Here is a 26,106-nt window from a genome sequence, read left to right as displayed (position 1 = left end):
TGCGGGGCGTGCGTCACGCGTCCCAGCCCCTGCCTAGCAGGGGCTCAGATGCGGGAGAGCACACGACACCCAGTCGTGTACCTACCTGCAAGCCCGGTCCTTCACGGCCGGGTTAAGTTGACCAGTGCTGCAGTCATATGGGCATTCTCGACGTTGTGCAGGACGTCGTGAAACGACTTTTGCGGCGCAGCCGTCCTGGACAGCCCTTCAGCGGAGTCGGCCTGGCGCCGGCACTACGGCGCGGGTGGTTCGCCCGACAGCACGGCCGCGCCGAGCGGAGTGAGGGTGTGCAGGACCGCGGTGCCGATCCGGGTCGTGCGTATCAGTCCGGCGTTCCGCAGCACCCCGGCGTGCTGGCTGGCCGCCGCTAGCGAAACCTGGACCCGCTCGGCCAGCGCGGTGGTCGTGGCCGGCTCGCTCAGGGCCTGGAGCACCGCCGCCCGGGTGCGTCCGAGCAGCGGACCGAGGGCGGCGCCCGACGGGGCGGCCGGGGGACCGGCCGGCTCGGGCACGTGCATCGGGTAGGCGAGCACGGTCGGTTCGTCGGGCTGGTACCGGATCATCGGTCCCGTGGCGAACCAGGACGGCATGAGCAGCAGCCCGCGGCCGCACAGCGGGACGTCGTAGTCGTAGCGGGACGGCAGGTGCAGGATCGGGGGATCCCAGCGCCAGGTGGGGGCGAGCGTGGTCAGCAGAGCGTCGACGCCCCCGCGCAGCAGCATCTCCGCCCGCAGGGCGCGGTCCGCCACGCCGTCCGTGCGGACCCGGGGCCACAGCGGGGCGATCGACGAGGCGAAGTAGCCGCTCAGGTCGGCCGTCAGGACCCGTCGTGCGGCGGGCGACCCAGCGGCGAGCTCCAGCATCCAGCGGCTGGGCGGCTCCTGACCGCGGCCCGTCCCGCCGGGGCCCGGCAGGACGCGCAGGTCGGCGGCGAGGCGTTCGGCAGGGGTGCGTCCGGCCAGGTCGACGGCGGTCGCGAGGTCTCCGGCGGCGGGCTGGAGCAGGAAGTCGGGCAGGTAGCCGTCGCGGGGCACCAGGTCGAGCAGGACGCCGGCGCGGTCGGCCAGGCTGCCGTTCAACCGCCGCCGCCATTGTCCGGCTGCGGGGTGCGACCGGCCCGTTCCGGCGGTCGGCGCGCGCAGGCCGCGCACGCTGAGGACCGCCTCCCACAAGGCGTTGGGCGCCGGGGCGAGCGTGACCCGGCGCAGATCGGCGGTGTCGAAGTGTAAGCGGATCACGACGACCGATTATCGGCCCGGCGGAGCCTTTCGCCCAGACGTGAAAGGCGATGCGGCCGCTTCCGGGGCCCGGCAGGCTCTCGGGCGTCCCCGCACCGCGAGGACGCCCATCACGTTCCCCGGAGGTTGCGACGATGCCCGACAGCACCCGACTCCCGCGGCTGTGCGCCGCGGTCCTGCTGGCCGGCCTGGCGGCGATGCCCGTCCAGGCCGGCCCGGCCGCCGCGCACGAACTGCCGCACACCTACGTCGTCTCCCGGGCGCCCGGTGTGCTGCCGGAGGGAATCGCGATCGACCGCGACGGCACGATGTACGTGTCCTCCGACGGCACCGGCGCGCTGTACCGGGGCGACGTCCGCGACGCCCGCCTGCGGCCCTTCCGCGCGGAGGGCCTGGCGGACCGCCCGAGCACACTGGGCGTGCACACCGACGGCCGGGGACGGGTGTACTCGGTCGGGGGAGCGGAACTGACCGTCCACGACCGCCGCGGCCGGCTGCTCGCCACGCGTACGGCACAGGGCGGGCCGCTCGGCGCGTCCGACCTGAACGACCTCGTGATCACCGACGACGCCGTGTACGCCACGGACTGGGCCAACCCCGTGGTGTACCGGGCCGGCATCCGCCACGGGCGGCTGGGGCCGCTGGAGCCGTGGCTGGACGTCCGCTCCGCCTTCCCGCAGTTCCCCGCGCAGTACTGGCTGCTCAACGGCATCGTCGCGGACCGGTCGGGCCGTACGCTGCTGGTGGCGTCCAACGGGACCGAGGCGGTGTGGCGGGTGGACGTCGCCAACCGGGAGATCAGCCAGGTGGACCTGGGCGGAGCGTCCTTCGGGGCCGACGGGATGGTGCTGCGCGGACGGACGCTGTACGCGGTGCTCAACTACGGCGCGCCGAACGGTGTCTACATCGCCGACCTGGACCCGGACCTGCGCTCCGGCGCGGTGACGCACCGCGTTACCGGCGAGTCCTTCGACCTGCCCACGACGCTGGCCCGCCACGGCTGCCGGATCTACGTCGTCAACAGCCAGAACGACGAACCGCCGGGCCGGCCCCCGTACACCGTGAGCGCGATCGACGACCCGGTGTGCGCCCGCCCGTCTCGGTGACCGCGCCGGCGGTTCTCGGCGGCGGCGCCGGACTGCCGCGACCGTAACCCCCGCCCCGGGCAACGGGAGTCAACTCGCGCGTCGCCATGTGAGCAGGTCCTGGTACGACTTGGACTGGAGTTGCATGGGTGGAGCCAGGTCGCCAAAGGACCTGCCGAAGGCTTGCGGCGACCGAGCCAGTTCCATCAGCACCTGGTTCGCTGCGTCGTCGCCGGCAAGGTTGGGCGCCAGGGCCGCGCAGACCCGAACGCCTGTATGCGGGTCAGCCAGCCAGGGGCGCGTCTCGCCGTCGAGGTGGCCGATGGCGATCACAATCGTCGCCAAGTCGTACGAGGAACCGGTGGCCCGGGCCATCGACGTCAACTGTTCCAGCAACTCGGGACGTTGCGCGGAGGCTACGGGATGCCGCGCCAGGGACCCGACCGCTGCGGCGGCGCATGTCCTGCGCCTGGCGCGTTCCGACGCGAGGTGAGGCAGTGTTCGCCGCAGGAGTGCGGGAACCAGGTCGAAGCAGGCAAGCGCCGCCTGATCGAGGACGAGTTCACCCAGACCCGTGCCGTCCCGCCACATCCGGGCCCGGCCATCCGTATCGGTCGACACGTACTCGGCGGTCCAGGCCCGCACCTCCGGTGCGCGGTCCTTGACCCGGGCACGGATCTCCGCGGCCCGGTCTCCGAGGTCGGCGGCGACGCCGACCTCGTACAGATAGGCGAGCATGGCATCGGGCAACGAGGGATCATCCGGCCCCAGCAGCGGGTCGTCCAGGAGCTCGGCGACAAACAGCGCGGTGGGCGCCGTCGCAGGCCAGGCCTTGCCTTCGCGACGAAGCGTCGCCGACCACAGGTGCGAGTACCCGTCGACGAACGCCTTCGCATCGTCGCCGAGGAGAGCAGCCAGATACCGCGGCGTGTCACCGGCGGGGCCCGAGGCATGGAAGAGGCCGGACCAATCCACCTCATGCGTACGGTCATCCACAACGGGGATGGTGCCATAACACCTCGACGGGCTCACATTGCCCAGGCTCACTCCGGATCGGCGGACCCGTTCACCCAGCCCGCTCTCCGACGCCGGACGCGGACACGCGGCCCGCCGACCTCGCTCAACCCGCAATCACGAACCGGACGTCAACTTGCGTACCATCCTCTGGTTTGTCACCGCTTGTCGCGCAGCAGCTTGGCTATCATCACCAGCGCGACCATCATCACGATGACGGTGACCAGAACCCCCAGGGGAGACCCGTCGGGCCATCCTGTGTAAGCCATCTCTATTCGATCTTGCATGTTCGCCTCGCAGCGTGGTTGCGGAGGGGAGCCGGGGTCGGCCCTCGACCTCCGAGTGGGCCCAGGGGATGAAGCGTTGCTCCAACTGAGCGCCTACCCCTGAACCCTTCACCCAGGCACGCCCGCTGTGTTGACGGTTTCCCTGGGCAGACCCGCGGAATGACGGAGGGCGGCGTCCCCCTCTTGCGGTGCGGCCGATCATCCGGCGGTTCAGTGCCGGGTGTTGGGTTGGTGGGGGCGCCTCCTGGGAGCTCGGCGCGGTAGATCTGGTCCACGCCGCCCCCCACGGCAGCCCGCCTCAGCGCGGACGATGGGCTCCGTGGGCCGGGCCACCCGGCCCGGCCGCTACCACGTGGGCGGTGGCCCGGCGACTTAAACCGATTCAACCAACTCCCGAATCGGTTCCATCAAATCTGTCCAGCTCGTTGCCAGAGAGGTGTGATCGGCTTCAGAGTGTCATTGAAGCGTTTCAGTACCCCTCTTGAGGAGTGCCAGTGCGTCAGCAGATCGCCGCCGTGGTCGCTGCATCAGTCCTCGTCGTGGTGGCAACCACGACGTCGACGGCAGCGAGCCCACCCGCCGCCCCAGCCCCCGCTGCAACGAGCGTCGGAGACTTGACGGTCAACGCCCTCGACGACCCGCTCGGTGTCCCGTTGACCGCCCCCACTCTCGGCTGGCAGCTCGCCTCCGAGCGCCGCGGCGTCACGCAGCGAGCCTATGAGATACACGTCGCCTCCTCGGCGAACCGCCTTGACCACCCCGACGTCTGGGACAGCGGCAAGGTCTCCTCCCGCCAGTCGGTCGACGTCCGCTACGGCGGCCCCGCGCTGAAGCCGCATACCGACTACGTCTGGTCCGTCCGCATCTGGGACGACCGGGGCGTCGCCTCCCAGTGGAGCGCGCCCGCCACATTCGGCACCGCTCTGGGAGCCCAGCCCTGGAACGCCGCGTGGATCGGTGCGGACACCCCGGCACTGGGCGCCAAGTGGACCGACTACACGATCAAGTTCACCGCCTCCGACATCAACGGGGCACTCGGCGTCTACTTCCGTGGCCAGGACACGGAGAACGCCTACATGTGGCAGATCAGCGACACCGACGACGCGCTGCGCCCGCACGTGAAACGCAACAGCGGCTACTCGGTCCTCAAGGCGACACCGTTCCCGGCCGGCTTCGACTTCACCGCCGAGCACGACTACGCGATCGCCGTCGACGGCGGCACGATCACCACCACCGTCGACGGCAAGCAGCTGGACCAGCGCACCGACGCGACGTTCGGCGGCCCCGGCACGATGGGCTTCCGCACCAGCGGCGCGGAGCGCGGTCTGGTCCGCGACGTCACGGTCACCAGCGCCGACGGCACCGTCCTCGTCGACACCGCTTTCCCGACGGGCGACCGCACCTTCGCGTCCGGCACCGTGACCGGCGGCGGCCTGCGCGTCGACAGCGCGGGCGGGGAGGCCTGGCTGCGCCGCGACAAGCCTGTCCCGCTGCTGCGCAAGGAGTTCGACCTCGGCGCCAAGAAGGTCGCCCGGGCACGCGTGTACGCGTCGGCGCGCGGCGTGTACGAACTGCGGCTGAACGGGGCGCGTGTGGGCAACGCCGAACTCGCACCCGGCTGGACGGCGTACGACAAACGCATCGACTACCAGACCTACGACGTGACGCGGCAGGTCCGCGGCGGCGCCAACGTCCTCGGCGCCGAGGTCGCACCGGGCTGGTACAGCGGCAAGGTCGCCATGTTCGGTACCGACGTCTACGGCAAGGACAACTCGCTGATCGCCGAGATGCTGGTCGAGTTCACCGACGGCACCAGCACCACCGTCCGCACCGACGGCACTTGGACCACCACCGGCGGCCCGACCCGCGAGGCAGACCTGCTCGACGGCGAGTCCTACGACGCACGGGTGGCCAAGCAGGTCGCCGGCTGGGACAAGCCCGGCTTCGACGACGCGAACTGGGCCGCGGCTGACGTCCGCGACGAGCCGGTGAACGTACTCGAACCGCAGACCGCGGTCGACGTACGGGTCACCCAGGAGCTCAGGACCGCGAAGCGGATCGACTCGCCGACCGACGGTACCTACCTCTACGACCTCGGGCAGAACATGGTCGGCCACGTACGCCTCACCCTCAAGGGCGAGCCGGGCCGGACGGTGAAGATCCGGCACGGCGAGGTGCTCAACCCCGACGGCACGCTCTACACCGCGAACCTGCGCAGCGCGAAGGCGACCGACTACTACACCTTCGCCTCCGACCAGCCGGAGACGTTCGAGCCGTCGTTCACCTTCCACGGCTTCCGGTACGTCGAGATATCCGGCGTCGACGAGGCCCCCGCGGCCAAGGACCTGGTCGGCGTCGTCGTCGGCACCGACGGGGACCTCACCAGCAGCCTCGACACCAGCTCCGACCTGGTCAACCAGCTGCACAGCAACATCGTCTGGGGCATGCGCGGCAACTTCCTGTCGATCCCCACGGACACCCCGGCGCGCGACGAGCGCATGGGCTGGACCGGCGACATCAACGTCTTCGCCCGCACCGCCGTCTACAACATGGACGCACAGTCCTTCCTGACCAAGTGGCTGCAGGACCTGAGAGACACCCAGCGGCCCAACGGTTCGCTGCCCGGCGTCGCCCCCGTGGTCCCCGGCCGCTTCGACGGCGGCTACGAGTCCGCCGGCTGGATGGACGCCGGCGTGCACGTGCCGTGGACGCTGTGGCAGGCGTACGGCGACACCGACGTCATCCGCGACAACTACGACATGATGAAGAAGTACGTCGACTTCCTCGACGCCGACTCCACCGGCCACATCCGCTCCGCCGGCGGCTATCTCGACTGGCTCAACCTCGACGACGCCACCCCGGCCGACGTGCTCGACACCGCGTTCGTCGCCAAGAGCACACGTGAGTTCGCGCAGATGGCGGCCGCCATCGGCCGGGACGGCGACGCGGCGGCCTACCAGCAGCGCTACGAGGCGATCAGGTCGGCGTACCAGGCGGCGTTCATCGGCGCCGACGGCACCGTCAAGGGCGACAGCCAGACCTCGTACATCCTGACGCTGACCAACGACCTCGCCCCCGCCGACCGGCGCGACAAGGTCGTCGCCAACTTCGTCGAGACCCTCGAGCGCCGCGACTACCACCTGTCGACCGGCTTCCTCGGCGTCGACGGACTGCTGCCGGCACTCACCGAGGCGGGCCGCTCCGACATCGCCTACCGGCTGCTGCAGCACGAGGACTACCCGTCCTGGGGCTACGAGATCGGGAAGGGCGCGACCACGGTCTGGGAACGGTGGAACTCCATCAACCCCGACGGAACCTTCAACGACGTGGGGATGAACTCGTTCAACCACTACGCGTACGGCGCGGTCGGCGAGTGGATGTACCGCACCATGGCGGGCGTCTCGGCTGCCGAGCCGGGCTACCGCAAGGTGCTCATCGCCCCGGAGCCCGGTAAGGGCGTCGACCACGTCGACTTCCGTCACGAGACGCCGTACGGCACAGTGCGCAGCGCGTGGAACACGACCTCCGGGACGATGAAGCTCGACGTCACCGTGCCGGCGAACACCACAGCCGAGGTGCGCATCCCGGCGGCGAACCGCTGGGCGGTCACCGAGGGCGGCAAGCCGATCAGCGAGGTCGACGACGTGACATACGTCGAGCAGGCCGACGGGGACGTGGTGCTGGAGGTCGGCTCGGGGCGCTACGCGTTCGCGGTCGACCAGGTGCTCGGGGACCTGGGGGCGGCCCGGGCGCAGGCAGCGTCGTTCTCCGACGATGTCGACGCGCTGCAGGCGCGGGGTCTGGGCAAGATCGCCAAGGGTCACCTGCAGGTGCGCACCGCCCTGATGCGCAGTGAGCTCGCTGCTGCGTGGCGCCTGCAGAGCGAAGGCGCGGACGAGCGGCTGACCGCCGCCGCGGTGCACCGTGCGCTCGCCGGCGTGGCCGACCTCGACCGGTGGACGCAGACGTACTCCGAGCAGGGCGCGATCGACAAGACGGCGGCCAAGGCGCTGCGTGATGCGCTGACCGGCATCGAGCAGACCCTCTCGCGGGCGTCGTCGCGCCTTGTCGGCGCGGTGGCCACGCTGGAGGTACCGGCCGGCGAGATCCTCCCGGGCGATGTCGTCCGCGTGAAGGTGGCGTTGAAGAACACCGGCAAGCAGCCGCTGACCGGCGTGGATTCGTCTCTGCAGGCGCCTAGCGGCTGGACGGTGAAGTCCGTGGGCCGGCACGCGTCGACCACGGGTGCGGGCAGTACGCTCGAGCACGCCTACGACGTCACGGTTGCGGCGGACGCGCAGGCGTCCGTGGCCGACCTCACGGGCTCGGTGTCCTATCAGTACGCGGGAGGAACGGCGACGCTGCCGGTGTCGGCGGGCCTGGTGGTCGCCCCCGGCGTCGCCATCGACGGCGTGTCCACCACGCCTGACCCGGCCGCCCCGGGTGAGAAGGCCACCGTCAGAACCGTGCTGACCAACCGCACCGATGTGGCGCAGTCCGGCAAACTCACGCTCGCCCTCCCCGACGGCTGGCCGACGCCGAACCCGGTCGGATACCGCCTGGATCCGGGGCAGGAGGCAACGGTTGAAGCCGTTGTGACGGTGCCGCTCACCGTCGTCGAGCGGGCGGCCACGGTCACCGTGGCGACCGGTACGACGGCGGCGGAGCAGGCGACCGGCACGATCGCGGTCTCGCTGCCCACCCCACCCGTGGCGTCGAGCGACCACGTCGACCTCGGTGACGGACCGTCGGAGTCCGCCCACCGGCTGACGGCGTCGGAGCACTCGGGGACGAACACCGAGGCCGGGCTGACACGGCGCTACACCCACTCCTCCTACCCGGGAGGCTGGATGGAGTTCGATGCCGCCGTACCCTCCAGTGGCCGCTTCGTGGTCCGCGTCGTCGAGACCTTCGACGGTGCCCGGCGCAAGACGTATGACGTCCAGGTCGACGGCGAGGTGGTGCACAGCGTGGACCTGAGGCGCAGCGAGGGCGGCCAGGGCACCATCACGCACCAGTTCGTGGTGGACCCCTCGGCCGGCACGTCGGACGGCACCGTGCGCATCCGCTTCCAGGACACTGGCGCCGACTACGACCCGTCGATCGCCGACGTGTGGGTGATGCCGGTCGACTGAGACCACTGGCGACTGCCGTGTGCCTGAGCACCCCCGGAGACGGGGTGCTCAGGCACACGGCCCGCGGCAGAGGTGATCTCCGGACCCGGTCGCTCGCAGGTGGCGCGGGTATGCACATGTCGGTGCCGGCGACGCATCAGGCAGGGTGCGACCTGTCGTGTCGCGCGCGCTGAGTCCCTTCGGTGCCAGCGTCATCGGCGTGTGCGGGGGTCTCGGATAGGCTCAAGCATGCGATCTCGAACGGGCGGCATGTGGTGGGGGACGACGATCGAAGCGCCGGACCCCGGAGGTTTGGCGAGGTTCTATGCCGAACTCCTTGATTGGCACATCGGGCACGAAGAGCCGGGAACAGCCATCGTGGCCGCCTCCCCTCAGGGACCGTTCTTCGTGTTCCAGCAGGCGGAGGGCTATCGTGCTCCGGTGTGGCCACCGGCCGACGGCGACCAGCGCCCGATGATGCACTTCGACTTCCAGGTCGGCGACCTGGACTCGGCGGTCGCCGAGGCGGTTGCCCTGGGCGCCACCATCGCGGAGTTCCAGCCGCAGGAGAACGTCCGGGTGCTCTTCGACCCGGCCGGCCATCCTTTCTGCCTGTGTCGTGACGACGAGTAGGTCAGGCAACGTCCGCCCTGGGTTACGACTTCGCTTACAGGAGTACGTCCGCCTCACGTCAGCGGTCCAGCGGAAACCGGGGCCAGAAAACGTCGTTGGCAACCAGCCCTGGCACGGTTCAACGCGTGGTTTTCCCTGGGTGGGTGGGCGAGCTGTCAGTGCGCGCGCCTACTGTGTCGGTCATGGAGACGATCTACCAGACATGGGCGGAGACGGTCGCTCTGTTCGAGCGTCGCGGCTTCCCGGAGGAGTCCTACGGCAACCTGGACGAGGAGGAGTACATCCTGCACCCGGGGCCGGCGGCACTGCCCGGCTCGCTCTGGCTGGACGATCACCAGTACCGGCATCAGAACCCCTGGATCAATGCCGGCGGCCGACCCGAATACGAGGGAATCGACGGCGCGGTCACCGGATACGTCATCGACGGCGACCTCCACGTCGACGGCAACGTTCTCAACCTGGACTACGGCAGCCCGTCGCTGATAGTCCTCGGCGATCTGAAGGTCGCCAACCTCGTGCTCACCGGCACCTCACGTCTCCTGGTCCAGGGCAACATCGAGGTCGAGACCTTCCTCGGCAACTCCATCGAGCAACACGTCGAGGTCCTCGGCGACTTGCGTGCCCGGCTGGCGATCATGTGGGACGAGTTCCTCCCCGAGGTCGGCGGACGTCTGCGCGGGCGGGCCCTGGTGCCCGACTACGTCGACCTCGACGGCTGCGGCCTTGCCGTCGAGGATCCGGCGCCCCACGCCGCTCTGTCCGACCTGCTGGTGCCGGAAGTCCTCCTCGCCGACGGCGACACCCCCGGTGAGGACCTCGACCTGGCCGACGCGGGCCTGCTCTACGAGCACATGATCGACCGGATGGTCCGAGGGCTGCCCGTGGTGCGCGGTGGGCGCACAGTCGCTCCGTTGGAAGAGCTGCCGCAGAAGCAGTAAGAGGGCGACGAGGTCGCCCTGGTCGGGTGGGAGGGAGCAGGCGGGCCGGTTCGGGTTGCGTCGCCGGTCAGGGCGTGGGTGACGACGTTGATGGGTGCGGGATGACCTGGTTGCCGATGGTGTACCCGACCCTCTGCGGGGCGATCGGCCCGGGCGCCGTGCCCGCCGTCGTGCCTGCCGCCTCACCCGCTGGGCCGACTCCGGCGACGCGCGCTTTGGCCCTACTTGGCGGAGTACCTGGTCCGTGTCGCTCGGTAGCGCGACGGCGAGATCCCGTATCGGTTGGTGAAAGCCTGGCGCAGCGTCTCGGTCGAGCCGAACCCGCACCGCGTGGCCACGCCTGCCAGCGGAAGCGCGGTGGACGCCGGCAGTTGAGCGGCCGCCTCGGTGCGTGCCTGGCGTACGAACCGGGCGGCCGGCTGCCCGAGGTGTTCCTGGAACAGCCGGGTGAGGTGGCGCGGGGTCACGCCCGCGCGGTCCGCCAACGCGGCCGCGGTCAAGTCATGGGCCAGATGGGCAGTGATGTGTTCGATGAGCTGTCGGACCGGTGGGTGTCGAACACCCTTTCGCGCGGTAGGCATCCCGTCACCGTCCACGGCGCCGCCGCGGGCCGGAACCTCAAGTCCCTGAGCGTGTGGGCCTCCTACGACAAGGGAGCCACCTGGCACAAGCTCAGCGTGAGCGACGGCCGGGTCCAGGTCAGCAACCCCAAGGCCGGCGGCAGCGTGTCGTTCAAGGCCCAGGCCGTGGACAAGCAGGGCAACACCGTCGACGAGACCATCGTCGACGCCTACCTGACGAAGTAGCACGGCGCCGGGCCGGAACCGCGCTCCAGGGCTCGCGCCCTACGCGGTTCCGGCCTGGGGACGTCTGCAGGTTCTGCGGGTGTCAGTACACCGACAGGGCCCCCGCCCCCGGCGGGAGCCCTTCCCATCCAGGGCCGACACGTGGCCCGCCAGGGCCACTGCAGCGAAAGTGGGGGTGCTGCACGATCGGGTGACATTTTGACCTGTCCTGTAGGGCGGGTGGGAAGAATGTCGCTGGGCCAAGCCTCATCCCGAGTAGTTCCGCGAGGGGGTGCGAGCTGTGGCTGGGTTACCTTGTCTGCTCCCCGCGTGCCGCAACGCAGAGGATGCGGCCTCAGTCACGATGCGGCCCGCTCGTCCGTCGGGCGGCGGCGGAGCGTGGTGTCCGTCAGGGCTGGTGGCTGCCAGACGCCGTCGGGGCGGTAGAGATTGATGCCCGGCGGAACGATTTCGTCGATGCGATCGAGAGCCGAATCGTCCAGGACCACCCGTGCCCCCTTCAGCAGGGCCTCCCACTGTTCCGCCGTGCGAGGGCCGATGATGACCGAGGTGACGGCAGGATGGGCGAGCGGGAAGGCGACTGCCAACTCCGGCAGAGTGCAGCCGATGTCCGCAGCCAGTTCGGCGAGCCGATCGGCGGCCGCCAGCTTGGTGATGTTCTCCGGGATCGACGGGTCGAAGCGGGCGGGGTTCAGCCGCGCACGCCCGGTGGTGAGATCGACTGCCTGCCCCGCCCGGTAGCGGCCGCTGAGGAAGCCGGAGGCGAGCGGGCTCCACGTCAGCACTCCCATGCCGTACCGCTGAGCTGTCGGCAGCACCGCGGCCTCCACGCCTCGCGCGAGGATCGAGTACGGGGGTTGCTCGGTCCGGAAGCGCTGGAGGCCGCGTCGCTCCGCCACATGCTGCGCTTCCGCGATCTCCTCGGCCGGGAACGTCGACGACCCGAACGCCCGGATCTTTCCCGCTTGCACAAGGTCGCCGAGAACCCCGAGCGTCTCCTCGATGTCTGTGGTGTGATCCGGACGGTGCACCTGGTAGAGGTCGATCCATTCGGTGTCGAGCCGCCGCAGGCTCGCCTCCACAGCCTGGGTGATCCAGCGGCGGGAGTTCCCGCTCCGGTTTCTTCCCTCGCCCATCTGGAAGTGGACCTTCGTCGCGAGCACGACCTCGTCCCGCCGCCCGGATGCTCGTAGTGCCTTTCCGACGATGACCTCGGACTCACCGGCCGAGTACATGTCCGCCGTGTCGATGAAGTTGACGCCCGCGTCCATGGCGGCGTGGATGATCCGGGCGCTGTCCTCGTGGTCGGGGTTGCCGACCGATCCGAACATCATCGTGCCCAGGCAGTACGTGCTCACTTCGATGCCGGTGCGGCCGAGTGTGCGGTATCGCATGGTGTCTTCCTCACTGTCGGGCCAACCTGGCGCATCCTAGGAGTTGAAGTCCACTCCATGGCAAACGAGTTGGGGCATGCCGTGATCCTGGCGGGGCGGGCTTTTCGTGAACTCGGGAGCGGGCTCGCGCAGCGGCGTGAGGTTCCGCGACGCTCAGGGCGAGCGCCGGCCGGCCACGTCACTCCGTCTTCCCCGACTGGCCGTGTCGCTTGCTGATGGGTTCCGACGTCGCCGACCGGTCGTCGGACAGCGGCCTGCTGACGTACGCGGTCTGTCGGCTCCGCTGCCCACAGCAGGACAGTGGACCAGTGGAGACGCCTGGTCACCGGCGCAGGCCGGCAGTGCCCGGAGGCCTCCATCGTTCGCCCGCGAAGCGTACGAGCGCGTCATGCAATTCGGGTGGGGTCGTCGCGTCGGCCGGGTCTCCGGTGGGGCTGTCGAGCGGCCACAGGGCCACCCATCCCGTGCTGTTGACGCGGATCCGCGACCCCGGAGCGGCCTCGGGCGTGAGCTCCAGGTGGAGCATGACGGTGCCGTCGTCGTTCTTGCCGAGCGGCGGTTCGAACAGGCGCGGTGCGACCGTCGCGACGTCCCGCCACTCGAAGCGAAGTGTCCGTTTGCCCAGCGCGAACTCGACCCCTTCCTCGTCCAGGCGCAACTCGGCCCGACGCCAGGTGAGGGGTGGGATCAGCAGGTCGATGACGAGGGGAAGCACCGCGAAGAAGCCCACGGTCTGCAAGGCGCCGGGATCGTGCCAGCCGTCCTCGAAGGTGATGATGCCGGTCCACAGCAGCGCTAACGTCCACATGATCACGTAGATGGGCGGATGCCCTCTGCGGCGCCGCAGCCCGACGTAGCCGGGGACGCGCCCTTCCTGTGGGGTGCTGCTCGCCGCAGGAAGCGGGCGAACCGGCCAGGGTGCGCGGGTGCCGCTGCGCCGTCGACGGCGCAGCGGGCCGCTGCCGCGCCGATGGGCCGCGAGGCGTGCTTGGAGCTGGGCGTGGCGGAACTGGTAGACGCCGCCGATCTGTCGCAGCAGCCCCACCCGGCGCGCGTCCTCGAGGAACGCCATGGTCGACCACGGCAGCGTCCCCAGGCTCGCGAGTGTCACCTTCGCGAGCAGCCACTGCGTCCAGGGACTGAGTGCAAGGATCACCGCAGCCACGCCCGCCGTTCCCGAGAGCCAGCTGCCGAGCAACACGGTGCGGTCGGGGACCTGGGCGACGGCCAGGCTGCCGATGGCCCCGATGACGGGTGCGACTCCCAGCAGCATGAGCATGGTGCTGGCCCGTTCGCCACTGAGCAATGCCCGCGGTCCGACGGACTGCGCGGTGTCGGCCGGCGCGCCGACGACCATCATGAGCAGAGGCGGAACGATGAAGCCCAGCGCCAGGAGCGGTTCGTCCCGGGTCAGGAGGAGGGCGATGGGCGCCAGGAACACAAGAAGCCAGAACAGGCCCGGGATGCGGGAGCGGTGCCTGCCGAACGCGGCGAGGCGGCGGGGAAGAGGGCCCTTCCACAGTTGCGAGAGCAGCAGGAGCATGCCTCCGGAGACGCCGCAGATCAGGGCGATCGTGGTTCCTGCGGCCACCTGGAAGGCTTGGAGGGGATCGCCTCCGGTGATCCAGTCCTGGAACCTCGAGGAGCCCGCCATGACCAGGAGGTAGCAGGCCACCAGTACCGGCGCTTTGAGGACAGTCGGTGGCTTCGCCCGGTGCAACTCCCACCAGGCGAACTCCTTCGTCTTCGTGGCTGTGAGATGGGCTGCGAGGAAGCCGAGGGCACGCTGCGCCTGCGCGTGCCCCCACTCGCGTACCGGACGGGGCTGATGGGGCGAGGCCGGCCCGGAGGGGAAGGCCGCGGGAATGATGGAGTCCAGCAGGTGCCGCTCGATGTCCACGACGTCGGGGAAGACGGACTCGTCGGCGAGCACGCCGGGGTTGGCACCCGCTCGGGCGTACACCGTGCGGGCCAGCCAGAGCATGAGGGGGGACGAGAGGGCTCTGGCCGCCGCGGCTTCCGGGTGGGATGTGAGGTGGTCGAGGAGTACCTGCCACTGCTGGGTGCGCTGCGGATGGGAGGAGTCGCGCAGGTACTTCGCCGCCGCGGCCCCGTCCACGGGCTGTGCCGTGATCACGGCCGCCGCCTGCAGCACATCCTCTTCCTCGACGAGTTCGGTGTACTCGGCTGTGCGGGACGTGAGGATGAGCGGCGCGCCATCGGTACCCGCCTTGTTGAGCCCGGCCAGCGCCGCGGACCGGAGCAGGGGCGGTAGCTCGTCGAGGCCGTCGAGAACCGGCAGTACCCGCCGGTCGCGTACCAGTTCGCGGATCCGGGCCCGGTTGAGGTCCGTGGTCAGGCCGTTGTATTCCTCGTGGATACGGCGCGCGAGCCAGACGTCGAAGTGTTCCTTGTTCGCGTCCCAGGACGAGACCAGCAGAGGTATGGGGACGGGTTGCGTCGCATCGTGCAGGCTGAGCAACTGCAGGGTGAGCAGGATCGCCAGGGACGTCTTGCCCGTACCGGGGCCGCCGATGATCACCAGGCGCTGGGCGGGCAGAGCCCGGAATCCGGCGGCGAGGTCGGCGAGGCCGGCGGTGCTGCCGGCCACGTCTGCGCCGATGTGCTCACGGTGGTCGGCGACCGTCCAGTCGGCCCGCCAGCCCACCGCGAGCCTGGCGTTTCCGGCCAGGCCCAGGGCCCCCGCCTCGTCACGCCACTGGGCGAGCACCACGCGTGCCAGTTCGACGGCGGCGCGGTCCGGCGAGGTCGGCGGCGTCGGCAGATGCAGGTGCACGTCGCCGAAGTCCCGGCCCTGGATCACATATGTCGCACTTCCACCGGAGAACACATTGTGCACGTCGCCCTGTGCCTGCTCCGACATGCCGCTCAACCGGACCGTCTCTGCGGCCTGCGGGAAAGCTCCACCTCGTACACCCCCGTCGTGCCCGTGCGGCGGTTCCCCCCACCCGCTACCGGGCGGCCGGCCCGGGGCATGCGACCACATGGAAGCGGGTTGGTGGAGCCGTAGCAGGATGTCACAGTGCGACAGGGCAGGCGCCGCGTCATGGCTGGTTGAATGTGATGGGGCCGTGGAAGTCCCGCCCCATGATGACGGTGCCCTGGCGGCCGCCCGTGACGCTGTTGTCGACGTTGCCCCCACCGGGGCGCGCCACAGTGTCCTGCGCGGCGCTCCGCCAGGCCGCGAAGTGCTCCCGGAAGGCGTCGTCGTATGTGGCTCGCAGCGCCAGCGCGCGGGCGAGCGCCTGCGCGCGTTCCGCGCTTTCGGCCTCCTCGTCGAGGGCAGCGAATTCTTCTTCGCCTGACGGGATTTCCCCGGGCCCTTCGGGACCGGTGTCCGGTGCGGTGGGGCGCCGCACGAGGTCGCGCAGTGACATCCATGCCTGCTGCCCCGCCGCGCCTGCCGTGCCACCGGCCAGCGCCATGAGAAGTTCGCCCGCGATCGCTTCCATTGTGTCCTCCGTTCCCCGTCCTTCCCTTCGGGATGGCCTCGCATGCGTCGGAGTTGAACCAGCTGCCGGATGGTGCGGGGGCTGCCCGTGGTCCGCGGTGGGCGCACGGTCTCGGCGCTCGAAGAGTTGCCGCAGAAGGAGTAGGCCGTCGTTCGGACCCGTCGGCGCGTGGCGGTACCGAGATTCCCATCGAGGGTGGCTACGAGCAGGAAGGGCCGGCTTCCGGGGTGCCCGCATGCCGGCGGAGGGCTGTGCTCCAAGTGCTGCCGCCATGAAGTAGCCGTTCTTCATCCTGGGTCGTTGTCGGCACGGTCGCAGTGTCTCAGTCGGCAGAGCTGGGCGGAGAGTCTCTGGTCAGGGGGACTGCTTGCCGGAGCGGCCGCCTCACGACCGAGAGAGTGGCCCCGCCGTCGCCCGAGGATCTACCTGTTGTCGTCGTCCATCTCGTAGTCGACGGTTCCGCCCCCTTCTTCGATGTTCGCAGGCAACCCGTGGGGCTCCGCCTGCCCTGACAGAAGGCGGGCGAGGTACTCCGTCAGGCCGCAGTGAAGGTCGGCCCAGTGGCCGTTGCGGGATCCGACCACCACGGTCCACTCATCGGGAGTACCTCCTGCCGTGCGCCAGTAGAAGCCGTCTCCTTCGTCGGAGCCGCCCCAGCGGAGGAGACCACCCGGCGTCGGAAAGACCTCATGGCCACCGGTCCAGCCCTCGTCCCGGAAACCTCGCAGGTCCTCGAGTTCCTCCCGCTGGGAGTCCACGAAGCGTTCTTCACGACCTGGCCCAGGTCGGGTGATGGCGATGAAGTCCGAGATGATCAAATCGGGGTACCAGTCGATCAGCTCTGTGTAGTCGCTCGGCAGGGTCGTCCCCAGCAACTGACTCACCAACTCCCAGTTGATGCCGCGAGGCTGAGCACGTCGATGCTGACGAAGGTCGGATACCGCGCCCTCCAGCCGCTGAATGCTCAACGATTCCCCCTCGGACGCCGCAGCCTCTCCCTACCAATGGCGAGCAGCGGCACGGCACAGCCCGGCGCACGGAGTGATCGCATCGCCCTATCGTCTCAGTGCGACGCGGAGCGGGTTGGCTCAGCCTTCGGAATGCGCCGGCTGCAGGGCCCTGTCGCTGTCGTGCTGATGGACGGCGGGTTCCGGCAGTGTGCGGAACATCAGCCAGCTGAGTGCGGGCATGACGATCAGCGGGGCCAGGGCGGTCTGCAGGGACGTCGCGTCGGCGAGGGCGCCGATCGCGGGACCGGCCAGACCCCCGATGCTGACCGCCAGGCCGAGCGTGATCCCGCTCGCGGTGCCCACCCGTGACGGGAGGTAGTCCTGGCCGAGCGTGACCTGGAGGGAGAACGGGACGTACAGACCCACCGCGGTCAGCGCGACGAACACATACAGAGCCGGTCCCGGCACGAACACCACGCCCGCCACCGCGGCCACACTCACGAGGTAGGACCAGGCGGAGATCGTCACCCGGTCCCACCGGTGCGCCCAGCTCCCTCCCAGCACCGAACCGACCACGCCGCCGGCATACAGCACGAACAACGCCGCGGAGCCCGCCAGGGAGCTGCCGCCCATGCGCTGCGCGGCGTAGAGGGAGACGAACGCGCTCAGGCCGACGAACGCGATCGAACGGAACACCACCGCCAGCGACAGCCTCACGAACGACGCCGCGTCATCGCTTCCCACCGGCGCCGCCTTGATCGTCCCGTCGGCGTGCATACGCCGCAGCGCCCGCAGCGCGGGGAGACACAGCACGCTGCCCGCGAGCGCCGGCAGCACCAGCAGAGGTGTCCAACGCAGCCCCCCGGTGGCCACGACCGCCGCAACCAGCAGCGGAGCCAGGGCGAAGCCGACGTTGCCACCGGTGGAGAACCAGCCCATGGCCCGGTGACTGCCCAGGCTGGCAAGCCGGGCGACCCGCGCGGACTCTGGGTGGTAGGCGGCCACCCCGATCCCGGAGACCGCCACGAACACCAGGGTCAACGCGTAGGAATGGCTGAGCCCGCTCAGGGCCACACCGACCCCGCCCAGCACCGTGGCGATCGGCAGCAGCCAGGGCATGGCCCACCGGTCGGTCAGTGCGCCGAACAGGGGCTGCGCGATCGACGACAGCAGCGAGGCGGCGAGGATGAGACCAGACGCCGCCGCGTAGGTGTAGGCACGTTCGGAGACGAAGAACGGCACCAAGGCCGCCACGGCTCCCTGGTAGACATCGACACAGGCGTGGCCGACGGACAGCAGATTGATGGATGTGTTCCTTCGCATGCAGCCATGCTGCGAGCCGCCCTACGTGTCGCGCTTTCGATAAGTTGCCACATGATGAGGAAAACCCGCCACTCTGTCGACACGCCGACGTACACCCAGCAGCTGCCCTCGGGCAGCGGGATCGACGCCCACCGTCACGACGATCACCAGGTGGTCTACGCGGCCCGGGGCGTCCTGTCGGTGACGACCGAGGCCGGCACATGGATCGCCCCGAGCACGCGCGCCATCTGGGTGCCGGCCGGCACCCTCCACGAGCACTACGCCCACGGTGACACCCAGCTCCACCTCCTGGGAATCGCGGTGGGCTACAACCCGCTGGAGCTGGACACGCCCGCGGTACTGGCCGTCGGCCCCCTGCTACGCGAACTGATCATCGCCTACACCCGCACCCCCGAGGACCGCAGCCCCGAGCGCGACCGCCTGCACGCGGTGCTCCTCGACCAACTGCGGACCTCCCCCGAGACACCGCTCTATCTGCCGACGCCCGCCTCCGCACTGCTGCGCGCCCTGTACGACCTGCTGCGCGACGACCCTGCCGACAACCGCACCCTCAACCAACTCGGCCAGCAGATCGGAGCCAGTGACCGAACCCTCTCCCGGCTCTTCCGCAGCGACCTCGGCATGACCTTCCCTCAATGGCGTACCCAGTTGCGCCTCCATCGCGCCCTGATCCTCCTGGCCGACGGAGCACCCGTGACGACCGTCGCCCACCAGTGCGGATGGTCGTCGGCCAGTACTTTCATCGACGTCTTCCGCCGCACCTTCGGCCACACCCCTGGGACCCACCTCGCAACCTGACGACTGACCCAGCCACGAGGCGGTCGGTCTCGCAACTGCCCTCCGCTGCTGGCAGAGGCTCGTCCCCCCCCGGCCTGCAGGACACGGTTCAAGAGGCTGTCTCACGTGGCAAGTTCCGCGAGCTTCTTCAGTGGCTCGGGAGAGTGGCCATGGCCGGGCTTCAGCACTGCCCGTCGTTGCGGTCCACGTACGGGATCTTGAGGCCACGAGTAGCCCATGGCAGGCTCATGCCGCATGATCGATGAATTCGCGAAGGGCACCCTGCACGGGCGACTGCGGCGGGACCGCAAGGCGCTGCTCTGGAAGCTCGACGGCCTGTCCGAATACGACGCCCGCCGACCTTTGACAGTGACCGGGACCAACCTCCTCGGCCTGGTCAAACACGTGGCCGGCGTCGAGGCCAGGTACTTGGGCGAGGTCTTTGACCGGCCGTCCCCAGAACCGCTGCCCCGGTGGCAGGACCACGACGGCAGCGATCTGTGGGCGGCTGAGGACGAGACGCGCGATCAGATCATCGAGTCCTACCGGCGCACGTGGGAACACTCAGATGCGACGATCGACGAGCTTGCCCTCGATGCCCCGGGCCACGTGCCGTGGTGGCCGGAGCCTTTTCACAACACGAACCTGTTCGCCATCCTGGTCCACGTCCTCGGCGAGACCAACCGGCATGCCGGGCACGCCGACATCCTGCGCGAAGGCGTGGACGGCCGAACCGGGATGCGACCCGAACAAGAGATGCAGATCGATGAGGACGCCCGCACCGCCTACTGCGCGAAGATCGAGCAGGCCGCCAGATCGGCCGCATCAGTCGAGGCATAGAAGGCTGTCCCCCGTGACTTGTCGCTTGATGTTCGAGCGGCATGATGCCGGCCGCGAGTGCTGATCTGTCGAAGCGTCTGTTTCCTGATGAGCTCTGGAGGCTGGTCGCCCCGTTCCTGCCGTCGTTCGCGGCTCGACCGCAAGGTGGCGGCACCGCTCCCCGCGACCAGCGGGCCGTGTTCACCGCAGTGGTGTACGTGCTGACCAGTGGCTGTGCCCGGCGGCATCTGCCGCCGACGTTCGGCACGTCCTCCGCCACCGCGCATCGCCGCTTCATGGTCTGGACCGAGGTCGGCCTGTGGCGTCGGCTGCATCGGGCGGTGCTGGACGAACTCGGGGTTCGGGGCGAAGTGGACTGGACCTCGGCGATCGTCGACGCGGCCTCCGTGCGCCGAAAGGGGGGATCGCCGACAGGGCCGAACCCGGTCGATCGCGGCAAGAAGGGCAGCAAGCTGCACGTGCTGTCCGATGCTCAGGGCATCCCGCTCGCCGTCGCCGTGTCAGGTGCGAACATGCACGACAGTCTTGCCCTCAAGCCGCTCATCCTCGGCATCCCCGCCGTCCGGTCCCGCCGGGGACCCCGGCGGCGCCGGCCCGCCAAACCCCGTGCGGACAAGGCGTACTTCTCCGCCGAACACCTCATCTGGCTGCGCGAGCGTGGGCTCGTCACGCGCATCGCGCGGCCAGGCATCGAGTCCGGCGAACGCCTCGGTCGGCACCGCTGGAAGATCGAGCGGTCGATCGCTTGGCTTTTCGGCTACCGCCGCCTGACCGTCTGATACGAACGAAAGAGCTCGCACTTCCTCGCCTTCCTCGGCCTGGCCGCTGCCCTGACCTGCTACAAGAAGCTCGCGAAACGTGCCGCGTGAGACGTCCTCTAAGCTACTTTCAGTAACTTGCTCGGGAGGGAGCCGAAGTCATGGCCGAGCGCCGTATGTCGTACGCGGATCGCCACGTCCAGTTGCTCGACACCGCGGCCGCGATCGTGCGCGCGGAGGGCGCCGACGCTCTGACTCTCGCCCGCGTCGCCGAGGGGGCCGGCGTTTCGAAGCCTGTCGCGTACGAGCACTTCGAAACGCGCACGAACTTGCTGGCCATGCTCTACGCACGGATCGACGACGAACAGGCAGAGGCGGCGCGGGCAGCACTCGACTCCCGGGCGACCACCCTGGAGGAAGCGGTACAGGTTGCTGCCGAGGCCTATGTCGACTGCACGCTCGGCACCGGCAAGGAGTTCGGCACGGTCACTGCCGCGCTTGGTTCCATTGCCGGTGCGGAGAGTGTGCTGCTGGCCGGCCGGCGACGTTACGCGAGAATTCTTCGCGAAGCGGTGGAGCGTTTCACGGCGATGCCGGCGGACGCCGACGTCCTCGTACTGGGGGTGATCGGTGCGACCGAGGCGCTCGCCCGTGAGGCCGCCTCGGGACGGCTGGAGCGCGACACGGCTGTCCGGGGCATCAGCCGCATCATGCTGAACACCCTGAACGGCTGACCGATGCGGGACGGGCGCGCTCCTCCCGGCTCTGGGCCACTGGGATCACACCGGCGATCGCCATGACGGAAGCGACTCCGTCGTCACGGTGACCCCGAATTGCCGGAGCCGGTCGACGGCGTGCGACGGGTCGATGACCCTTTCCGGCATGGTCAGTCCTGCCGGGAGTTGCTCGCCGCCGTCCAGGCCCAGGACACGCTCGACGCCGATCAGCGCACCGAGGGCCGTGAGGTGTGCCTGCCCACGCCCGTCGCTGATCGTGGTGCGTCGTGCGAGCGGTCGGCCGTGGACGTCCTGACCCCACATGTCGACGTAGATCTCGTGGGAGGCCGCCCCGCCAGCGGTCGTACCAGCCGATTCGCCGAGGCCGATGTCGAAGCGCACATGAGTGGCGCCCGTCGCCGCAACCACGGCAGGCACGTCCAACACGCCCATCGGCTGGGCGTCGAAGGGATCCCTGCCTGCTCTCCGGACCGTACGGACACTGTCGCCCGGCGCGACCCACCTCCAGTGGCCGTCGGCGCGCATCAGAGCCCGGGTGAAGAACGAGGCGCTGTCCGCCGCCGACATCTGGCCGGCAGGGTCTGCCGAGTCGAACAGAGCGGACAACTCCACGCGTTCCACGCGGCCGAACTCCCGCGCGGTCGCCAGGGCGGCGAAGGTCGCGGCTCCCGCCTGCCAGTGGCCCATGACCATGGCGGGCCTTCGCGCCAGATCGGCTGCGAGGATGGCCGTGGGGCCCAGGTTGTCCGCCTTGCGGACCAGGCCGATGTGTGCGATCCCCGCCCGTAGTACGGCCCGCAGGAGATCGTCGTCCGGGTCCTGCACCGCCGCCACGACCAGGTCGACGGGGCCGAGCGATGCCAGCCCTGTCTCCGCATCGGTGGTGTCGATGTGCGCGACGGTCGCGCCGCATTCCTCGGCCAGTGTCTCGCCCTCTTCCGGGCGACGGCCACCGATCACCACCTCCACGTCATCCCAGGTGGAGCAGAGGAGGCGGACCACCCATCCTCCGACGAGCCCATAGCCCCCGACCACGAGCACCCGCTTCACGACGCGGCTCCACGGCCGACGTACGAGAGATCCATCGTTCTCGCTCCTCTGCAACTGTCGCAGTAACCTACGTATCGTAGGTTACTGCGAGTAGGTTAGGTGCGTCGGGAGCGCAGGCGACCAGACCGGCCTGCGTGGTGGGCCGGGCCCCCGGGGGCGGTCGTACACGCCATGGGAAGGCGGGGGCGGCGACCGAGGTGCAGCAATTCACCGATGCGGAACGTCGCGTGTTGGGGCAAGGTGGAACGACGGGGCCGGAAGGGCTTCGAAAGGCATCCGCTGCAGGGTTTGTCATCGCGTCAGGAGCGCCAGGTGGAAATCAATAACACCGACACGGCGGTTGTGTTCATCGACCCGCAGAACGACGTGCTGAGCGAGAGTGGAGCGGCCTGGGACGCGGTGGGGGTGAGCGTCACGGAGAACAGGACCGTCGAGAACATGGAGAGAATCTTCGAGGCCGCGAAGGCGGGCGGATATGAGGTCTTCATTTCGCCTCATTACTTCTACCCTACCGACAGCGGATGGCGAATGAACGGGCCCCTCGAGACGAGCGAGCTCGAGAGCCACACGTTCGCGCGGGCGGGACAGCTCGATCTGACAGGCTTCCGAAACTCCGGGGCGGACTGGCTGGACCGGTTCAAGCCCTATATCGAGGACGGCAGAACGGTGGTCGCCAGCCCGCACAAGGTATTCGGGCCGCAAACCAACGACTTGGTACTGCAGCTGCGCAAGCGGGGAATGCAAAGGATTGTTCTCGGCGGGATGCTGGCAAACATGTGCGTCGAATCCCATTTGCGTCACCTCGTCGAGGAGGGGTTCGAGGTCGCCGTGGTCAGGGATGCGACAGCAGGACCACGGCACCCGGTCTGGGGCGACGGATATCAGGCGGCGATCATCAATTACGGTTTCTTCGCCCATGCGCTGCTGTCGACTGACGAAGTGCTCGACAGTATGCGCTGAAGAGCTCGCAGCCGGAGGTGAACAGGAGCCTTGGGCGGGGAGTCAGTCCGAGGTGCCGCTGCGCCGCGCGTAGGCACGGGCGGCGCGGACGCGGTCGCCGCAGCGGGTGGAGCACCAGTGGCGCCGGCCGTGGGTGCGCATGAGGAATCGGTCGCAGGGGGCGGAGCCGCAGGCGGCGAGGATGTCGGCGTCGGGACCGGTGAGCAGGTCGGCGGCGTCGGCGGCGAGGGTCGCCAGAGCGTGGTTGACGGCCCGGTCGATGGGGTGTGCCTGGACGCGGCGCAGTCCCTGGGCCGCGTCCCAGGCGAGGAGCGGTGCGGTGGGTACAGCCGTCAGTGCGTCGTTCACGGCGCGCAGGGAGTCTTCGGGCGGTGTGGCGCTGCCGACGCGGGCGGCGAACAGGGTGCGGATGTGGGCGCGAAGCGTCCGCATCCGTTGTGCACACACCTCGTACAGCTGCACGTCCGCGGTGGTCAGGTCGTGGGCGGCGAGCCAGCGCATGGCGGATCCGGGCGTGGCGAGCAGGTCGTAGCTCTGGCCGGCGGGCAGGGTCGCGGCGGTGTTGGCGAAGTCCAGGGAGCGGTACTGGTCGGCACCCGGAGCTGGGGGCAGGGCGGTCCGCGCTGCGTCGGTGGCCAGGGTGTCGTCCATGCGCCTCATGGTAGCGATTGCATTTTTCCGTGATGGTCGCCTAGCCTGGTGTCACGTTAAAAGCTGAGTTTTTTCGTGAGAAGTGGGGGAGACGTGATGTCCCAGCCCAGTACCGATCCGTTCCCGGTCCGCACCTACGGCGGCCCGACCGCCTCGTTCGAGTACGGCGGCCTGCGGTTTCTGACCGACCCGACGTTCGACGGCCCCGGCGACTACGGCCGGCCCGGCCGCCCGATCCTGACCAAGACCGCCCCCTCCACCGGCAGCCCCGCCGACATCGGCCCCATCGACGTGGTCCTGCTCTCCCACGACGAGCACGCCGACAATCTCGACACCTCCGGCCGCGCCCTGCTCGCCGACGTCCCGCTCACCCTGACCACCCCGAGCGGCGGCGAGCGCCTCGGGCAGAAAGCCAAGGGCCTGGCCGACTGGGAGACGGTCGAGTTGCAGCGCCCGGGCGGCGGCACTGTCACCGTCACCGCTGTTCCCGCCATCCACGGCCCCGGCTCGCGCGAAGAGGTCGAGCCCTTCACCGGACAGGTCGTCGGCTTCGTCCTGACCGGAGAGGGCCTGCCGACGGTCTACGTCAGCGGCGACAACGCCTCCCTCGACGCCGTCAAGGAGATCGCCGGGCGCTTCGCCCCGGTGGACACCGCCATCCTGTTCGCCGGCGCACCTCGTTTCCCCATGCTCTTCGACGGCAACCTGATCGTCCTGGACAGCGCGCAGGCCGCCGAGGCCGCCCGGATCCTCGACGCCGGCCGTGTCGTCCCGGTCCACCACGGCAGCTGGGCCCACTTCACCGAGGGCCGGGAGGACCTGGAGGCCGCCTTCACCGCCGCGGGCCTGGCCGACCGCCTGGACCAGGACTGGAGGCAGGGCTCCTCGGCCTGAACCGCCGGCTCCCCACCCCACCGTTCCCGCCCACTTGGCCGAACCCGGTGCAGGCGATGAGGCGTCCTGCACCGGTGGCCGCCCAGTCAGAAGGCAACTGGCGGACGGCCCGTCCGGCGGCGGTGCTCAATACGCTGCTGCCGGCCGTCAGCGATAAACTCAGCCGGGCGACCACCGAGATCCCTCGAGGTGTCGCCGCCCGTCGCCCGGTTCCGCACGCGCATGGTGCCGTGACTGCGATACGGACGCTCTTCGAAGGTCCGCGGTCACCGGTCCGGCGAAGCCCATGGACGGCATGGCGCAGAAAAGGCTGGGCGGCGCTGCCGCCGCGATGAACTCAACCGGACGGATCCAAGTGAACCCACAGAAGACCGGCGCGTCCCAGACGGCGACCAGCCGCTGGTTCCGGACCATCAGGCCCGCTCCGGCTCCCAGGCTGCGACTCGTGTGCTTTCCGCACGCGGGAGGCAACGCCGGGTTCTTCCGCGCGTGGAAGGATCTCGTACCGGAAGGCGTGGAACTGCTCGCCGCCCAGTACCCGGCACGCGAGAGCCGCTTCCTGGACGCTCCGGCCGAGACGATGGATGAACTGGTCGCGGATCTCGCCGATGCGTCCCGTGATCTTTTCGACGTTCCCGTCGCGTTCTTCGGACACAGCATGGGGGCGTCCGTCGCCTACGAACTCGCCACTCGTCTGGGGGAAGAACACGGACGGACCCCGACCGCACTGTTCGTGTCAGGACGCGGCGGACCGGGGACGGAGAGGAGGCCGGGGCTGGCGGATGCAGGCGAAGAGGAGCTGATCGCGGAGCTGTCCGAGATGGGCGGCACCCAGGCCGAGGTGTTCCTCGACGTCGAACTGCGCGAGCTCGTGCTACCCGCGATCCGCGCGGACTACCGCCTGCTGGAACGCTACGACGCTCGCATCCCGGACGCGGACTCCCTCCTCGATGTTCCCGTGGTCGCGTACTACGGAGACGGTGAAGCGGACCTCGATCACGACTCCGTCATGGCCTGGTCGGCCATCACGCGGTCAGGCTTTCATCACCGCTCCTTTGACGGCGGTCATTTCTACCTCGTGGACGAGGCCGACAGCCTCGTGCAGGACCTGCTCTCACGACTCCCGATCTCGAACTGATTCGCGTCGCCCCCGTCACATCGAGATCCCGCGCCTGCCGCCCTGG

The 26,106-nt window shown here is 69.6% G+C and carries 21 protein-coding genes and 1 pseudogene; 12 read left to right on the top strand and 10 right to left on the bottom strand.

Annotated elements, in window-relative coordinates:
- Window positions 1–233: 233 nt before the first annotated feature.
- Window positions 234–1,238: an ArsR/SmtB family transcription factor gene (locus CHF15_RS35435; protein WP_089228029.1), complete on the bottom strand. Its 1,005-nt coding sequence runs from the start codon at window positions 1,236–1,238 to the stop codon at window positions 234–236.
- Between the two features lie 134 nt (window positions 1,239–1,372).
- Here CHF15_RS35435 and CHF15_RS35430 point away from each other — a divergent pair, with 134 nt between their 5' ends.
- Entirely contained in the window at window positions 1,373–2,344 is a 972-nt protein-coding gene (locus CHF15_RS35430; RefSeq protein WP_089228028.1) for an SMP-30/gluconolactonase/LRE family protein, read from the top strand.
- A gap of 69 nt (window positions 2,345–2,413) precedes the next feature.
- Here the strand turns inward: CHF15_RS35430 and CHF15_RS35425 are convergent, their stop codons facing one another.
- On the bottom strand, window positions 2,414–3,319 hold the full coding sequence (locus CHF15_RS35425; RefSeq protein WP_089228027.1) for a hypothetical protein: 906 nt from the start codon (window positions 3,317–3,319) through the stop codon (window positions 2,414–2,416).
- 919 nt (window positions 3,320–4,238) lie between these two features.
- On the opposite strand from CHF15_RS35425, the gene CHF15_RS35420 reads away from it, so the two are divergent.
- From CHF15_RS35420 to CHF15_RS35410, 3 genes are all read left to right on the top strand, one after another.
- Window positions 4,239–8,759 (top strand): family 78 glycoside hydrolase catalytic domain, encoded by a 4,521-nt coding sequence (locus CHF15_RS35420; protein WP_089228026.1) that lies wholly within the window; start codon window positions 4,239–4,241, stop codon window positions 8,757–8,759.
- Window positions 8,760–8,987: 228 nt separating this feature from the next.
- Window positions 8,988–9,371, top strand: a complete 384-nt coding sequence (locus tag CHF15_RS35415) for a VOC family protein (protein WP_322975713.1) — start codon at window positions 8,988–8,990, stop codon at window positions 9,369–9,371.
- Window positions 9,372–9,553: 182 nt separating this feature from the next.
- Window positions 9,554–10,309: a bactofilin family protein gene (locus CHF15_RS35410; RefSeq protein WP_089228024.1), complete on the top strand. Its 756-nt coding sequence runs from the start codon at window positions 9,554–9,556 to the stop codon at window positions 10,307–10,309.
- A 221-nt stretch (window positions 10,310–10,530) separates the two neighbouring features.
- Here CHF15_RS35410 and CHF15_RS35405 read toward each other — a convergent pair whose 3' ends face one another.
- Window positions 10,531–10,890 carry a helix-turn-helix domain-containing protein gene (locus CHF15_RS35405; RefSeq protein WP_265737420.1) on the bottom strand — a complete coding sequence of 120 codons (360 nt, stop codon included), beginning with the start codon at window positions 10,888–10,890 and terminating at the stop codon, window positions 10,531–10,533.
- Between CHF15_RS35405 and CHF15_RS44550 the strand changes: the two genes are divergently transcribed.
- Complete coding sequence (locus CHF15_RS44550; protein ID WP_179280102.1) at window positions 10,822–11,115, top strand: hypothetical protein; 294 nt, start codon at window positions 10,822–10,824, stop codon at window positions 11,113–11,115. The two genes, CHF15_RS35405 and CHF15_RS44550, sit on opposite strands and share 69 nt — an antisense overlap.
- Window positions 11,116–11,453: 338 nt before the next feature.
- Here the strand turns inward: CHF15_RS44550 and CHF15_RS35400 are convergent, their stop codons facing one another.
- From CHF15_RS35400 to CHF15_RS35380, 5 genes are all read right to left on the bottom strand, one after another.
- Window positions 11,454–12,509 carry an aldo/keto reductase gene (locus CHF15_RS35400; RefSeq protein ID WP_089228023.1) on the bottom strand — a complete coding sequence of 352 codons (1,056 nt, stop codon included), beginning with the start codon at window positions 12,507–12,509 and terminating at the stop codon, window positions 11,454–11,456.
- Between the two features lie 322 nt (window positions 12,510–12,831).
- Window positions 12,832–15,393 carry an NACHT domain-containing protein gene (locus CHF15_RS35395; RefSeq protein ID WP_179280107.1) on the bottom strand — a complete coding sequence of 854 codons (2,562 nt, stop codon included), beginning with the start codon at window positions 15,391–15,393 and terminating at the stop codon, window positions 12,832–12,834.
- A 181-nt stretch (window positions 15,394–15,574) separates the two neighbouring features.
- Window positions 15,575–15,982, bottom strand: a complete 408-nt coding sequence (locus tag CHF15_RS35390) for a hypothetical protein (RefSeq protein ID WP_089228021.1) — start codon at window positions 15,980–15,982, stop codon at window positions 15,575–15,577.
- 422 nt (window positions 15,983–16,404) lie between these two features.
- The gene (locus CHF15_RS35385) at window positions 16,405–16,950 is read right to left on the bottom strand and encodes a hypothetical protein (RefSeq protein ID WP_089228020.1); all 546 of its coding nucleotides are present in this window, start codon (window positions 16,948–16,950) and stop codon (window positions 16,405–16,407) included.
- A gap of 120 nt (window positions 16,951–17,070) precedes the next feature.
- Window positions 17,071–18,255 (bottom strand): MFS transporter, encoded by a 1,185-nt coding sequence (locus CHF15_RS35380; RefSeq protein WP_089228019.1) that lies wholly within the window; start codon window positions 18,253–18,255, stop codon window positions 17,071–17,073.
- Between the two features lie 54 nt (window positions 18,256–18,309).
- Between CHF15_RS35380 and CHF15_RS35375 the strand changes: the two genes are divergently transcribed.
- The 4 genes and pseudogenes from CHF15_RS35375 (at window position 18,310) to CHF15_RS35360 (ending at window position 21,364) form a co-directional block, all read left to right on the top strand.
- Window positions 18,310–19,053: an AraC family transcriptional regulator gene (locus CHF15_RS35375; RefSeq protein WP_245939207.1), complete on the top strand. Its 744-nt coding sequence runs from the start codon at window positions 18,310–18,312 to the stop codon at window positions 19,051–19,053.
- A gap of 234 nt (window positions 19,054–19,287) precedes the next feature.
- Entirely contained in the window at window positions 19,288–19,872 is a 585-nt protein-coding gene (locus CHF15_RS35370; RefSeq protein ID WP_089228017.1) for a DinB family protein, read from the top strand.
- 44 nt (window positions 19,873–19,916) lie between these two features.
- Window positions 19,917–20,741 (top strand): annotated as a pseudogene (locus tag CHF15_RS35365) (IS5 family transposase).
- A gap of 50 nt (window positions 20,742–20,791) precedes the next feature.
- The gene (locus CHF15_RS35360) at window positions 20,792–21,364 is read left to right on the top strand and encodes a TetR/AcrR family transcriptional regulator (protein WP_089228016.1); all 573 of its coding nucleotides are present in this window, start codon (window positions 20,792–20,794) and stop codon (window positions 21,362–21,364) included.
- Window positions 21,365–21,409: 45 nt separating this feature from the next.
- On the opposite strand, the gene CHF15_RS35355 is transcribed toward CHF15_RS35360, so the two are convergent.
- Entirely contained in the window at window positions 21,410–22,417 is a 1,008-nt protein-coding gene (locus CHF15_RS35355) for a hypothetical protein (protein WP_089228015.1), read from the bottom strand.
- Window positions 22,418–22,630: 213 nt separating this feature from the next.
- On the opposite strand from CHF15_RS35355, the gene CHF15_RS35350 reads away from it, so the two are divergent.
- Window positions 22,631–23,377, top strand: coding sequence for a cysteine hydrolase family protein (locus CHF15_RS35350; protein ID WP_245939204.1), 747 nt, complete (start codon window positions 22,631–22,633; stop codon window positions 23,375–23,377).
- Between the two features lie 42 nt (window positions 23,378–23,419).
- Here the strand turns inward: CHF15_RS35350 and CHF15_RS35345 are convergent, their stop codons facing one another.
- Complete coding sequence (locus tag CHF15_RS35345) at window positions 23,420–24,028, bottom strand: ABATE domain-containing protein (RefSeq protein ID WP_089228013.1); 609 nt, start codon at window positions 24,026–24,028, stop codon at window positions 23,420–23,422.
- Window positions 24,029–24,124: 96 nt separating this feature from the next.
- Between CHF15_RS35345 and CHF15_RS35340 the strand changes: the two genes are divergently transcribed.
- Together CHF15_RS35340 and CHF15_RS35335 are read left to right on the top strand one after the other, a co-directional pair.
- Window positions 24,125–24,922 (top strand): MBL fold metallo-hydrolase, encoded by a 798-nt coding sequence (locus CHF15_RS35340; RefSeq protein WP_089228012.1) that lies wholly within the window; start codon window positions 24,125–24,127, stop codon window positions 24,920–24,922.
- Between the two features lie 286 nt (window positions 24,923–25,208).
- Entirely contained in the window at window positions 25,209–26,060 is an 852-nt protein-coding gene (locus CHF15_RS35335; protein WP_220093364.1) for a thioesterase II family protein, read from the top strand.
- The last annotated feature ends 46 nt before the right edge of the window (window positions 26,061–26,106 follow it).

This window comes from Actinacidiphila glaucinigra (genome assembly GCF_900188405.1).
GTDB classification, from domain to species: domain Bacteria; phylum Actinomycetota; class Actinomycetes; order Streptomycetales; family Streptomycetaceae; genus Actinacidiphila; species Actinacidiphila glaucinigra.
This window is presented reverse-complemented; position numbering and strand designations above follow the sequence as displayed.